The organism is Clostridium sp. DL-VIII, assembly GCF_000230835.1.
Classification (GTDB): Bacteria; Bacillota; Clostridia; order Clostridiales; family Clostridiaceae; genus Clostridium.
Genome location: NZ_CM001240.1, coordinates 2,143,240 through 2,157,554 on the forward strand (window position 1 = coordinate 2,143,240; position 14,315 = coordinate 2,157,554).

A 14,315-nucleotide genomic window follows, 5' to 3' on the forward strand; every position below is an offset into this window, starting at 1 on the left:
TTTGTTTAATTATATTAATTTATTTTGGAGGGGTTTGTATGTTATACAGAACATTGGGTAAAACAAATGAAAAGGTTTCAGCTCTAGGCTTTGGATGTATGAGATTACCTATTATTGATGGTGATACTACCAAAATTGATGAAGAGAAAGCCATAAAAATGATTCGTCATGCTATTGATGAAGGAGTTAACTATGTAGATACTGCATATCCTTATCATGGTACAGGTATGGGTAATGGAGGACAAAGTGAACCATTTGTAGGAAGAGCGCTAAAGGATGGATATAGAGAAAAAGTTAACCTTGCAACAAAGCTTCCTAGTTGGTTAATTAAGACTAGAGAAGATATGGACAAATATCTGAATGAACAATTAGAACGTCTCCAAACAGATAAAATAGATTTTTATTTAGTGCATGCATTAAATGCAGGTGTTTGGGAAAATTTAAAAAATTTAGGAATAGATGAATTTTTAGATTCAGCAATTAAAGATGGAAGAATAAGATATGCAGGCTTTTCTTTCCATGATAAATTAGATGTATTTAAAGATATAGTAGATTATTATGATTGGTCATTCTGCCAAATTCAATATAATTATCTCGATGAAGAATTTCAAGCTGGAACAGAGGGATTACAATATGCTGCAGATAGAGGGTTAGGAGTTGTTATCATGGAGCCTCTTAGAGGTGGTAAGATAGTAAGAAATCTACCAGAAGTAGTTGTGAATACTTTTGAAAAAGCAGAAATTAAGAGATCTCCAGCAGAATGGGCATTAAGATGGGTATGGAACCACCCAGAAGTATCTGTAGTTTTAAGTGGTATGAATGTTATGGATAACGTAACAGAAAATTTAAGAGTTGCAGGTGAAGCATTGCCTAATTCATTAACTGAAAAAGAGTTAGAAATAATGGATAATGTTAAGAATGCATTTAAGGAAAGAATAAAGGTTAATTGTACAGCTTGTGAATACTGCATGCCTTGTCCTGCTGGTGTAAATATCCCTAAGAATTTTTCATGTTATAATGAATATAATATATTTGTAACTCCAGCTACAGAAAAAGAATTAAAAGCTAGATATAGCGGATTTGGTGGATTAGCTGAGGGAGAAAGAGCTGATAAGTGTGTAGAGTGTGGTAAATGTGAAAGTCATTGTCCACAAGCAATTAAGATTCGTCAAGAACTTAAAAATGTTAAAGCATTATTTGCATAAACAGTATATAAAAGATATTTAAAAACACCAATTAATAAAATCATATATATTTTAGGGGTATAGGCTTAAGAAATATAGTTAAAGAATTTTAAGCAGTGGATCAAAACCCTAAGAATATATATGATTTTTAGTATAGTAATATTTAATTAGAGAATATTTCATTTGCATAGAGAAATAGAATAAATTTTTGATAATGTAAATGTTCATAATATAATTTAATAGGATAGAAATGAATCAAATAAGCTTAAACAACGATAAGGAGTGATAAACATGAAGATTTTATATTACGATTGTTTTTGTGGCATAAGTGGTGATATGAATTTAGCGGCATTAATAGATTTAGGTGTACCTAAGGAATATTTAGTTAAGGAACTTTCAAAACTTAATTTAAATTCTGAATATGAAATAAGAGTAGAAAAAGCTGCAAAACTTGGAATAACAGGAACTAGAGTGGATGTTATATTAGAAGATGAACTTAAAGATGAAGCACATGTTTCAGAGCAAGCTTTACATGAACATTCGCATGAGCATTATCATCACAATGAAGATGACCACCATCATGATGATAGCAATCATGCTCACGAACATGATTATACTCATGAACATGATCATAGTCATGGACATACGCATAATCATGAGGAGCATGCTCATAATCACGAGCATCACCATAGAAACTTAAAGGACATAGAAGGTATAATAAATTCAAGTGATTTAAGTAATAGAGTTAAGGAACTTAGTTTAAAAATGTTTATGAAGGTTGCAGAAGCAGAAGCTAAAGTTCATGGAAAAGCTTTATATGAAGTGCATTTTCATGAAGTAGGAGCTATTGACTCAATTGTAGATATGGTGGGTGCAGCTATTTGTTTAGATTATTTAAATGTTGATAAAATTATTGCATCTCCAGTTCAAGTTGGAGGTGGTTTCGTTAAATGTGCTCATGGTCTTATGCCAGTGCCAGCCCCTGCAACAACAGAAATATTGAAGAATATTCCTATAAATACTGGAATAGTGCAATTTGAAACAACTACTCCTACTGGGGCAGCAATACTTTCAGCAAATGTCGAGGAATTTACTTCAAAAGTTGATTTCTCAATTACAAAGATTGCATATGGAATAGGACATAGAGATTTAGAAATTCCAAATGTTTTAAGAATATATCTAGGAGATGCGGAAAGTCTTGAGAAAGTAGAAAAGCAATATATCTTGGAAACTAACATAGATGATATGAATCCAGAGATTTATGGATACATAGAAGAAAAGCTTTTTGAGGCGGGAGCCTTAGATGTATTTAAAACATCTATATCTATGAAAAAGGGAAGACCGGGAGTAAAATTAAGCGTATTAGTTGATGAACAGAGTGAAAAAGCTGTGTTAGACATTATATTTGAGGAAACAACTTCAATAGGTATAAGAAAATATGAGGTTGAAAAGATAATGCTAGACCGAGAATTTTCAAAAGTAAAAACTGAGTATGGAGATATTACAATTAAAAAGTCTTATTATAAAGGAAAATTGGTGAAGTATAAACCGGAATATGAGGAATGCAAGACTATAGCTAAAGAAAAAAATGTATCTATTGATAAGGTATATAAAGCAGTATATCAAGTGAGAATTGATTCAAATGAAGTTTGATTCTCATCTGAATCTTAGTGGAACTTATACCCTTAAGGGGCATAATGTCCAGGAGCGTGCAGCCGTTACCAGCAACTTAAAGAAGCTTAAGGGTTACGGATGCTAGCTATCGGATAAACAAGATTTAAATTAAATTTGTGGGCGAGAGGTGTAAAATAAATGATAAACAATGAAAAGTACATCGAATTAAAAAAGTATTTACAAGGTCTAGGAAAAGTGGTTTTAGCATTTTCAGGAGGAGTAGATAGTACTTTCTTACTTAAAGCAGCTAAAGAAGCACTTGGAGATAAAGTAAAAGCTGTAACAATTCTTTCTCCGTATATTCCAAAGTGGGAAATAGCAGAAGCAGAGGAATTAGTGAAGGAACTTGGAGTACAGCATGAGATTATAAAGGCTCCAATTATTGATTCGATCAGGTTTAATCCAGAAGATAGATGCTATCTTTGTAAGACAGCAGTATTTAATATGATATTAGATGTAGCTAAAAAGCAAGGTTATGACTGTGTAATTGATGGAACAAATTTTGATGATATAAGTGATTATAGACCAGGACTTAAAGCTTTAAAGGAATTAGACGTGAAAAGTCCTCTTTTAGAATGTAAATTAACAAAGGCAGAAATAAGAGCTTTTTCAAAAGAACTAGGACTTAATACTTGGGATAAGCCACCATATGCATGTCTTTTAACAAGGATACCTTATGGAAATGAATTAAGAGAAGAAGATTTTGAGAAAATTGAAAATGCAGAAAAATATATGATGAGCATAGGTTTTAGAGCTATTAGAGTCAGATGTCACGGGGATTTAGCAAGAATTGAAGTGGCTAGATCTGATAGAAGTAAATTATTTGATGAAGAGCTTTTAGATAATATTGCAAAGAATATAAAAGAGTGCGGATTTAAATATGTCTCGTTAGATCTTCAAGGCTATAGAGTAGGAAGCTTTAACGAAACTATAAATAAAATTTCTAATAATTAAAGATAGTATGTTGATTAAAGGCAGTAATAAACTATTAAAATGTAATAGAAAATTAAGGAGGAAAAAGTCTTAATGGATAAAGAAGAAATCAGAGATCTATTAGAAGGTGTTAAAAATAATAAAGTTAAGATAGACAAAGCTCTTGAGCAGTTAGAAGATTTACCTTTTAAAGATTTGGGATTTGCTAAAATAGATAATCATAGAGAAATAAGAGTTGGCTATCCAGAAGTTATATATTGTGCAGGAAAAACTGTGGAACAAGTTAAAGAAATTGTTAAATTCATGCTTACAAAAAATAATAACATATTAGGTACAAGGGCTACTGAGGAAATGTTTTATGCAGTAAAGGAAATATGTGAGGATGCAGAATATAATAAGCTTGGACGAACAATAACAATAAATAAAAAAAAACAGCCTCTTACAGAAAGTTATATAGCTATAGTTGCAGCTGGAACTTCTGATTTACCAGTAGTAGAAGAAGCATATGAAACTGCTAAAATCTTTGGAAATAAAGCAATTAAAATAACAGATGTAGGTGTTGCAGGTATACACAGGCTCTTTTCAAGATTAGATGTTATCAGAGGGGCAAAAGTTGTTATAGTAATTGCCGGGATGGAAGGAGCTTTGGCAAGTGTTGTAGGTGGTCTTGTGGACAAACCTATAATAGCAGTTCCAACAAGTGTTGGTTATGGAGCAAATCTTGGTGGAATTTCAGCATTATTATCAATGCTAAATAGCTGTGCTAGTGGAGTAAGCGTAGTAAATATAGATAATGGATTTGGTGCAGCCTATAATGCTAGTATAATTAATAAATTATAGATCAAAGTTTTTATAGAAAAAATAATTGCAACATATATATAAATCAATAGACTGTAATAAGAATGAAAATAAAATCTTATTACAGTCTTTATTTTATGTATATTGAATTTTTTAGCGACTTATATAATAAATCCTTTGATTAAGAAGTAATACTAATAGTGAATTTAAAGTATTTAGGGATTTTGCTGCAAATATATCTAAACCACCTGCAAAAGCAATAAAACCAAGAGTAATATTATATATCTTTGAGAAAAGTATAGTACGATTAATAGCTATATAGGATGCTTTGGATAGAAATATTAAATCAGCAAGTTTGGTCAAATTATCATCATATATTAGGCAGTCTGAGTGAAGTTTTATCATATCGTAGGAGCTGTTTGCAAAACTTACGCTAACATCTGCAGCTTTCATAGCCAATGCATCATTAATTCCATCACCAATCATCATAACAGTATTTTCAGTACTTTCATTTTTAACTATATTAGCTTTTTCACAGTAATTCATATCGGCATATATTTGTGATATTCCAAGTTCAAGACCTACTTTTTGTGCTTTTGAATAGGAGTCTCCAGTTAGTATAGCGATATTATCTATTCCATCATATCGTAGTCTGTTAATTAGCTCCCTAGAATCCTTCTTTATAATATCATCAATAATCAACATGCCTGTAAGAGTTTTGTTTACAGTTATAAAAATAGGGGGAAGCGATTTTTCTTGATATTCCATGTAATTTTTTATACCTTGTGATATATCTATTTGATTATCCACCATTAGTTTCATATTACCAATTAGTATTTCTTTATTATCATAATTTGCTTTTATTCCTTCAGATGGTAGAAGTACAGAATTATTAAGCTTACTAATTTCAAAATTACTGCAAGCATCTTGTAATGTTATAGAGATTGGATGAAAATGCTCATATTCACAGGCAGTGCATATCTTAAGAAGTTCTTCTTTAGAATATTTATTATCAAATGATATTATTGATATAATATTCATTTTTCCATAGGTTAAAGTTCCTGTTTTATCGAAGATAACTTTATCTATATTCAATATGTTCTGGAATACATTTGGATTTCTTAAGTAAATATCATTCTTGTTTAGCAATGAGATGTAGTTCTTAATTCCAGAATTTAAAGCTACTGATGTGGCTTTAGGGCTTAATACTAAAAATACAGAGAATGCATTTAAAATATTATTGGTGAATATATAACTCAAACCAGCAGCCCATATTGCAAAATTAGTAACTTTGCTTTGAAATTTTTTACTTCTATTGTTAAGATAAAATTTTTCCGGTGAAATATCTTGTTTTTCTGTGAAGTTTGGTAATTTAAGGATTCTAATTGTTAGTTCACCAGAAATTATTGCAGTTCCCTCATGAATTTTAGCTCCTTTACTTATACGTGAAATTATAGGCTGACCTGAGTGATATAAAGTATTTATGACTGCATTTCCATCTTCAATAATACCTTCGACAGGTATCACTTCACCAGTATTACCATAAATAAAATCTCCAATTTTCAAGGTATCTATTGAAACTAAAATTTTATCTCCATTAAGCGATTTAATCCAAGCCATTTTATAATTAATATTATATGAATCTATCAGTGCTTTTCTACTTTCAACTTCGGCAGAAAATTTAATGTAGTCATTTAAGGCTTTCAGCATAAGAACTAAAATACCTTTAGAGCTTTCTCTCATAATAGTAAAAGATAAAGCAGTAAGCTCTAGTAAAATATCTTCATTTGCTGGCAGCGGTTTTGCAAATTTTTTATATAGCTTTTTAATTAATGGATATCCACTAACAATGGTCACTAAAGAAGCAACCTTGAGTACAGTTAAATTTCTGCTTATTGGAAACTTACCATAAGTAGAGTTTTTTATTTTAAGAAAAATATAAAATAAGCTCCAAAATAAAAATTTTCTTTTGGATCTTTTTTTATTGTCTATTGCATGAAAATATTCTTGGAAATTATTTAATTTGGTATTATCTGTAATAATGCTCGTAGAGAGAGCATTTTCTACATCTTCTTTAAGTATATGTAAGTTTGTTTTTTTAATATCATACATAATTAGAATTGAGCCAGTACGTTTGGTGATTTTAGTAGATTTTACCCCATATAGGCTCAATATGTATTTTTCTATGTGTTCTGAAAGCTCTGTATTATAATATATATTTAACGACTTAAATCGTACTCTTCCTGGTAAAGCACTTAAGCATTCCAAAATAAATCACCTCATCAATATTAGAATTAAATGAATATCATTTTTTTAATTCATTTAATCTGCTTTCAAGCAGAACTGCTTGTTCCTTTAGTTCTTTAAAACTATTAATTATATCATCATCTTTTATAGTATTTCTAGAAAAGCTATTATTATTTGAAGAATAATTCAATGTATTTTTTTTTATTGAACTATATAAGGAATTACCTAAAAAGCCTAAAGTAAATCCCAAAAGCAATTTCTTATTATTTAATATCATTTAAATACCTCCAGTTATTACATAATGCTTTTTCTAATTATGTCCGTTGAAATACAATTTATACAATAGAGTGTTATTAAAATTTTTTAAACATTGCATATTTTACTATGGCTTTGCCTACATGTTCAGTATTAGTATTTTCTGTTTCCTTAAAAAAGTAATTACTTATTCTCGAAGATGTAGTCATAAAAGCATTTAGTATTTCCTTTTCAAGTGACGGATCTTCCTTTATTGCTTTTAAGCTGAGTGTTATAATTTCGTTGACTCTTTTTTCTATAGATGATAAATCCATTTCAATTGTTTCTAAAGTTTTTTTGCTTTCCATAAATAGTAACTCCTTAATATTGTTTTTTAGTGTGCATTAATGTTTTATGTCTAATATAAAATAAATTTCCAAATGTATTTAGAAAATATAAGAGAATAGTTCCACTTAAATTTATATGTTTGATTAAAGCAAAAAAGATGCCCAATATATTTATGCTTATAGCAACAGCTTGAGATCTTACTAAGTATTCTTGGCTGATTCTACAGTCTTGAATTATCCATGGAATCTTAGATAATTCGTGGCAAGTTATGTTAATATCTTTATTGGAAGATTTGAGGCCATGAAGTATACCTAATATAAGGCTTCTATCTATATCATTAATGTTTGGGAAAACGTTTTCTTGAGTAATTATTAAATTATTGTGCTTAGCATCTTCTTTAATATTATAAAGTCCAAGTGTTTTATTTGCATATAATATTAATTTCTTATTTTGATCATCTTCAAGAATAGCTATATTATTAATTCCAATATATCTCAGGTTTTTTATTAAACTTCTAGCTTCTATGTTAATTGGATCAGTTACTTTTTTTGCATATATAAAACCGTCTATTTCAGGATGGTCCATTAATTTTGGATTTTTTAAGTAACAATCATTAAATACTATTTGGGGATGTATTAAAATATAATTGATGTTTCTAATACGCTCTATAGAATTAGCTTCTTTAATATGAATATCATTTAAAGCAGCATTTTCTAATATGTACTTAAGTGAAACATATGAATTAATATATAATATTGCAGGAATCCCAAAAATAAGAGAACAAAGAGTATAAATAGGTTCAGCCGTAAAAAGTAAAAAAGAAGCTGCAGATATTGATATGGCTAAAAGCCTGTGAGATAGAGATTTTGTACCTGAAAATAATTCCTTGGAAAAAATATTTAATTTATTTTCAGTATAAGTTATACTATTTAAATTATTTATTTTAATATGTGATGAAGATATGACATTGCATATCAAATCTTCATCAATACAATATGAATCATAAGTTAACAATATATTTCCGGTTTTTATATTAATATGAATTGAATCTATACTAGGAATTGATTTTAGAAGATTTTTTATATTTATAACTGCACTTAAATTTCCTTTAAGCCCCTCTATATATAAACGTATTCTTCCTGGAATTGACGATAACTTTTTTATATTCATATTTGGTTTTAACCTTCAGCATTAGGCATCATGGTTGATCTTCTTTTTTTATTTTCATATTGAGCTTCTGCAACTATATCCTCTAAGCCCTCACGTGCATGAGCAACCTTTTCTGAAGCGTAATCAGTCATGGAGAAAACTGCGCGCATAGTACCAACAGTAGCTTTTCTCATTGGAGAGGCAACCATGTTCATAAAAGAAAAATTATTTTTTCTGGTATTACTGAACATTTTAGTTGTTTCTTTTTCTTCAATCACAGAATCGATTTTTTCCATAAGTTCCTTTAGGTTATTGTTTATAACTGTAAAATTATTTTCCATTTGCTTAATATTATTTTCTTTTTGAGCATTTTCCTTTTCTATGCTATCCAATTTTTGAAGCAATGAGTCGTATTTTCCTTTAAGTCCATTGATCTCTTGGTTTAATTCTTCTATTTCTTCCATATAAATTACCTCCAAAGTATTTATTTTTATAAAATTTTAATATTTATTGTACCCATATATAAAGAAAATATAATAGGGATTTAAAAAAATTTATATATGGTATAAATTTTGCAATATTTTTACATACTGACAATAAGAGGAGGGTATAACATGAAAATAAAAACTAATCAAAAGGCTTCAATATCATTAGTTATTATGTTTGCAGGTTTTCTCCTTACGCTATTTTCATCAGATAATATAATTATAATGATGATACTTAGAAGTGGATTTGAAGCAGGCCTAGTAGGTGGGATTGCAGATTGGTTTGCAGTAACAGCACTTTTTCGCTATCCTTTTGGTATCCAAATTCCTCATACTGCATTACTGCCAAAGAATCGTCAAAAAATAACTACAGCCTTGGTTTCAATTGTAGAGAACAATTTATTGAATAAGGCCAGCATTATTAATAAGGTTCAGGAGTTGAATGTTGTAAGAAGGGTTTTAAATATATGTAAAAATAATATGTATTCTAAAGAAGTAAAATCAAAGATTAACTACATTATAAAAAGCACCATAGATTATATTTCTATAGATAAACTTTCATTATACTTACTCGATTTAATAGGAGGTTATCTAAATAAGTTAGACTCTAGAAAACTTCTGGAGACAGGAGTTAAAATATTTTTACAGAATAATTATGAAGAAAAAATTCTAGATGCTTTGATTAAGAAATGCACGGAATTAGTACAGAAAGAGGAAATAAAAAAGGAAGCAGGGGATATAGTATTTAGTACTGTAAAAAAATTAGGATCAAGTAAGATAAAACAATACATGCTAAATACAGTAATAGATATTGTAGGAAAGGATAAAATAGGCAGCATAGTTCAAAATTTAATTATTTCTGCGCTTAATGACTTAAAGAAGTCAGATAGTTTAAACAGAAAAATGATTCTTGAACTAATGGAGAACAATATAAAGAGTATTAGCAGCGATGAAATAATTATACAAAAGATAGATGAGTTTAAAAGCAGCGTGCCTGATAATGTTAAGTTAAATGATTTTATAGTAGAAAGCTTAAATGGATTAAAAAGTAGAATTTTAATATATATTAATGATGATAATTATATAGAAAAAATAATGCTGCCATCAATAGATAAGGTAATAGAAAAAGCTTTATCAAATGTTGAATTAATAGATAAATTAGAGGAGTATATACAGGGGCAGGCATCAGAATATATTAATAATAATCACGAGAAAATAGGAAAGCTTGTAAAAGAAAACATTGAAAAGATAGACACTAAGACATTAATAGAATTAATAGAATATAAGGTTGGAGATGACTTGCAGTGGATAAGAGTAAATGGAGCAATTTGCGGATTTTTTATTGGTTTGATATTAGGAATAATCAGAGTAGTATTTAGGTAACAAGTTTAAGTATGCCTTTACCATATAGTTCTATAAAGATTTTTTTAAGCTAGTATTCTGAATTAATTAAAAAGAATATTAATTGAAGAAGACCATTTCGTAGATCACATTTTAGATTTAGTAAAAAACCTTTTAATTGTTCAAGTATAATATCACTATGTTTTTGTTTTTGATTTTTTAAACTTATGCTGCCAAGAATTTTTTTGGGAAAATTCGAACCATTAAAAGCATAGTTAATTATTTTGCCCTGGCAGCATACCTCAAACATCTTTGATGAAGATTTATCTAAAACCCACTCACAAAAGCTCAATACTTTTTCTGTTCTTCTAAATTCGTTAATATTATTTTCAACGCAATGAATATGTTGTTCCTTTTCATTATTCTTATTAAAATATATAGCACATTTAGAAAAACTACAATTTATTATTTTACTTATTTTATATATCACAGTTTCAATAAAAGCTTTTATCTCATGCTCAGAAAGATTAAGACATTTAATAACATCATTAAAGTTTTTTACATAACCCCTTATATATGACTCATAAATCAAATAAATAGATTTTAGACGTATTTCAAAAAATGTATCAAGTTCTTGCTCTAATACTTCTATACATTTTTCTTCGATTAAATGCATATGCATACCCATAACATATTCTTCTTTAGCTACCATAGCCAACACCTGCCTCTATTTAATTTTGATTACAAATAAGATAATAAACGACCAATGTAAAATTTATTTAAATTTAAAGTTAATTTAATATTAAATGTTCATGTAAATATTGGCATTTATAAGAATACAAAGATTTTCATGAATAAATATTTTTTTGCTGGAAAAAATTTATTTATCTTTCAACAAATGAGGAACATACAATTAACGTAAAATAAAAATAGTAGGAGGAAAAGATGTCTTTAGCTTATAAAATAACTAACAATGAAATACTATATAAAAGAGTAAGGGTGTATATACAATATATTTATAGAGATGCAGAAAAAGCTTTAGATATAGAAAGATTAGCTAATAATATAATTGGAGTTAAGTATTGTAAGGCAAATGCATTTACAGGAAGTTTATTAATTGTTTACGACGATAAACTAATAAATGAGCAATTTGTAAAAAAACAAATATATAGATTAATTTCCACAAGAATAAAAAACAGTGAACCCATAGATATAGAAGCAGCATCTTTAAAACATAGAAAAGCTATAAATTTTGAAAATGTAGAAAAAAACCTAAAAACACATGAAGCAAAAGGAACTCTTAACAAAGTTTCAAGATCACCAAGCAGTAAAGATTATCACGCAATCAAAGTATCTGATATTGAAAAAGAGCTTGGCACTAATTTTGCAAATGGTCTTTTAAAAGCCCAGGTAGATAGTAAAATAAGAGAAATAGGATTAAATGTTATATCAGAAGCGAAAAAAAAATCACTAATTAGGAGAGTTTTTGAAAACATTAATGAATTTTCTACTAAATTACTAGTTGGTGTAGGAACATTATCATTTATATTAGGTCAGATTGCAGATGCAGTAGCTATCTTGGGACTTACAGCTATTGAGACTATACTAAGCACATTACAGCAGCATAAAGCGGAAAAATCTTTATATTCTCTTAAAGAAATGATGGTGCGCAATGCAACAGTAATACGTAATGGAAAAAGGTATATTATAGATGCAAAGTATGTTGTTCCGGGAGACGTAATTATTATTGAAGCAGGAGAAAAAGTACCGGCAGATGCTAGAATAATAGAATGTTATGACCTGAAGGCTTCAGAAGCAGTTCTTACAGGTGAGAGTGCAGCAGTTTGTAAAAGCAGTGATATATGTAATAAGGATGAAGAATTAGCTAATAGATATAATATGATTTACATGGGGACTAATATACTATCTGGTCGAGGCACAGCTGTTGTCGTTGCTACAGGATTAAATACTGAAATGGGAAAAATTGCATTTATGCTTCAGAATATAAAAAATGAATCTGCTCCTATTGAGAAGAAAATAAAGAAATTTACTAACAAAATTACTAAATTAGCGTTTGTAATTTGTATGGGGGTAAGCGCTTTAGGAGCGTTTAGAGGATTATCGTTAGTACAAGTATTTATCTTTGGAGTAAGTTTTGCTATAGGAGCAATACCTGAAAGTTTGCCAGCAGTAGTAACAGCGGCTATGTCTGTTTCGGTTCAAAAGATGGCCTCAAAGAATGCGATTGTAAGGAAATTACAGGCGGTTGAGAGCCTGGGAGCTGCAGATATAATATGTTGTGATAAAACAGGAACTCTTACTGTGAATGAAATGACTGTTAAAGAAATTCATGTTGATAATAATATATATGAGGTTATAGGTTCGGGATATAAGCCTAAAGGAGATATAATACTTAAGTCTGGAGAAATAAATAAAAAAGAATCTTTAGATAAAATAATAACTGCGGGTGTACTCTGCAACAACTCTAACATATCTAACTGTGATGGAAAGTGGCAGGTTCATGGTGACCCAACAGAAGGCGCTTTATTAATAGCTGCATCTAAAAATAATATGGCAGTAGATGAGATAATTAATAAATATAAAAGAGTAGAAGAAATTCCATTTGATAGTTCAACTAGATACATGACAGTTTTAGTTGAAGACAAAGAAGAAAGAGAAGCTTATTGTAAAGGTTCAGTAAGTAAAGTATTAGATAAATGTACAAGAATTTATGAGAATGGTAGTGAAAGATTGATTACCAGCAATGATAAGGAAAATTTACAGCAGATTGCAGATGAAATGGGATCAAAAGCACTGAGAGTCTTAGCTTTTGCTTATAAGAAAATATTAAAAGACAGTAAAAATATAGATAATAATTTTGTATTTTTAGGATTAGTCGGTATGGAAGATCCGCCAAGGGAAGAAGTAAAAGAATGTATAAGAAAGTGCGAAGGAGCAGGTATAAAGGTAGTAATGATAACAGGAGATAATAAAAATACAGCCGCAGCTATAGGGAGAAAAATAGGACTTTTAACAGATGGGATAGTAATGTCAGGAACTGAATTAAATGATATGAGTGATGATGAATTAGCTTCTATAATTAATAAAATACAAGTTTTTGCAAGAACGTCACCTGAGCAGAAGTATAAAATAGTAAAAGCTTTTAAGAAAGCAGGAAAAGTAGTCGCGATGACAGGTGATGGTGTGAATGACGCACCAGCTATTAAAGAAGCAGATATAGGAATAGCTATGGGAAAAAACGGAAGTGATGTTGCTAGAGATACAGCAGATATAATTCTTACTGACGATAATTTTTCAACGATAGTAGCAGCTATTGAAGAGGGCAGAACAGTAAATATGAATATAAGAAATTCAATGAGATATTTGTTTACAGGATGTTTAGGGGAAATAATAGCTATATTATCTGCATCAGTGCTTGGTGGTATTCCAATGCTTCTATCCTTACAAATATTATGGATAGATGTTGTATCTGAATCTATATTGGGAGCAGCATTGACTTTTGAAAAGCCAGCTAAGGATATAATGGAAAATCCTCCAATATCAAACGATTATGAAATTATTGATAAGAAACTTAAGAAAAATATATTAAAGACAGGAGCTATAGTTGGTTTAGCAACATTTGGAGTATTTAAAGGGGCGTTATTGTTTGGAGCCAGTTTGCAAAAGGCGAGGACATTAGCTTTTACTAATTTGGTTATTTCACAGATGTTTACTGTGTACGATTGCAGAAATGATAAAAGTAGGAAAAATAAATATATGAATATTTCAACTATTGCATGTTTAATAATGCTTGGAGGAATATTATATATTCCTAATATGAGTTCATTTTTTTCCACAGTATCATTAAATATGAAAGATATACTACTTATTTCAGGAACTACGACATTATCAAAGATTTAAA

12 protein-coding genes are annotated in these 14,315 nt (G+C 29.3%); 6 read left to right on the forward strand and 6 right to left on the reverse strand.

Going from position 1 to position 14,315, the window contains the following annotated elements:
- The first annotated feature begins 38 nt into the window (after positions 1-38).
- From CDLVIII_RS09805 to larB, 4 genes are all read left to right on the forward strand, one after another.
- Entirely contained in the window at positions 39-1,205 is a 1,167-nt protein-coding gene (locus tag CDLVIII_RS09805; RefSeq protein WP_009169295.1) for an aldo/keto reductase, read from the forward strand.
- Positions 1,206-1,475: 270 nt separating this feature from the next.
- On the forward strand, positions 1,476-2,837 hold the full coding sequence (gene larC / locus CDLVIII_RS09810) for a nickel pincer cofactor biosynthesis protein LarC (RefSeq protein WP_009169296.1): 1,362 nt from the start codon (positions 1,476-1,478) through the stop codon (positions 2,835-2,837).
- Positions 2,838-2,996: 159 nt separating this feature from the next.
- On the forward strand, positions 2,997-3,812 hold the full coding sequence (gene larE, locus CDLVIII_RS09815; RefSeq protein WP_009169297.1) for an ATP-dependent sacrificial sulfur transferase LarE: 816 nt from the start codon (positions 2,997-2,999) through the stop codon (positions 3,810-3,812).
- A gap of 72 nt (positions 3,813-3,884) precedes the next feature.
- Entirely contained in the window at positions 3,885-4,631 is a 747-nt protein-coding gene (larB, locus tag CDLVIII_RS09820; protein WP_009169298.1) for a nickel pincer cofactor biosynthesis protein LarB, read from the forward strand.
- A gap of 111 nt (positions 4,632-4,742) precedes the next feature.
- Here the strand turns inward: larB and CDLVIII_RS09825 are convergent, their stop codons facing one another.
- The 5 genes from CDLVIII_RS09825 to CDLVIII_RS09845 all read right to left on the reverse strand — a co-directional run bounded on the left by CDLVIII_RS09825 (position 4,743) and on the right by CDLVIII_RS09845 (position 9,031).
- Positions 4,743-6,857, reverse strand: a complete 2,115-nt coding sequence (locus CDLVIII_RS09825; protein ID WP_009169299.1) for an HAD-IC family P-type ATPase — start codon at positions 6,855-6,857, stop codon at positions 4,743-4,745.
- Positions 6,858-6,894: 37 nt separating this feature from the next.
- Positions 6,895-7,113, reverse strand: coding sequence for a hypothetical protein (locus CDLVIII_RS09830; protein ID WP_009169300.1), 219 nt, complete (start codon positions 7,111-7,113; stop codon positions 6,895-6,897).
- A 76-nt stretch (positions 7,114-7,189) separates the two neighbouring features.
- Positions 7,190-7,438 carry a hypothetical protein gene (locus CDLVIII_RS09835; protein ID WP_009169301.1) on the reverse strand — a complete coding sequence of 83 codons (249 nt, stop codon included), beginning with the start codon at positions 7,436-7,438 and terminating at the stop codon, positions 7,190-7,192.
- Between the two features lie 13 nt (positions 7,439-7,451).
- Entirely contained in the window at positions 7,452-8,588 is a 1,137-nt protein-coding gene (locus CDLVIII_RS09840) for an HMA2 domain-containing protein (RefSeq protein ID WP_009169302.1), read from the reverse strand.
- Between the two features lie 8 nt (positions 8,589-8,596).
- Positions 8,597-9,031: a hypothetical protein gene (locus tag CDLVIII_RS09845; RefSeq protein WP_009169303.1), complete on the reverse strand. Its 435-nt coding sequence runs from the start codon at positions 9,029-9,031 to the stop codon at positions 8,597-8,599.
- A 150-nt stretch (positions 9,032-9,181) separates the two neighbouring features.
- Between CDLVIII_RS09845 and CDLVIII_RS09850 the strand changes: the two genes are divergently transcribed.
- Entirely contained in the window at positions 9,182-10,435 is a 1,254-nt protein-coding gene (locus tag CDLVIII_RS09850; RefSeq protein WP_009169304.1) for a DUF445 domain-containing protein, read from the forward strand.
- 49 nt (positions 10,436-10,484) lie between these two features.
- On the opposite strand, the gene CDLVIII_RS09855 is transcribed toward CDLVIII_RS09850, so the two are convergent.
- Positions 10,485-11,105, reverse strand: a complete 621-nt coding sequence (locus CDLVIII_RS09855; protein ID WP_009169305.1) for a hypothetical protein — start codon at positions 11,103-11,105, stop codon at positions 10,485-10,487.
- Between the two features lie 233 nt (positions 11,106-11,338).
- Between CDLVIII_RS09855 and CDLVIII_RS09860 the strand changes: the two genes are divergently transcribed.
- Positions 11,339-14,314: an HAD-IC family P-type ATPase gene (locus CDLVIII_RS09860; protein ID WP_009169306.1), complete on the forward strand. Its 2,976-nt coding sequence runs from the start codon at positions 11,339-11,341 to the stop codon at positions 14,312-14,314.
- Position 14,315 lies beyond the last annotated feature (1 nt).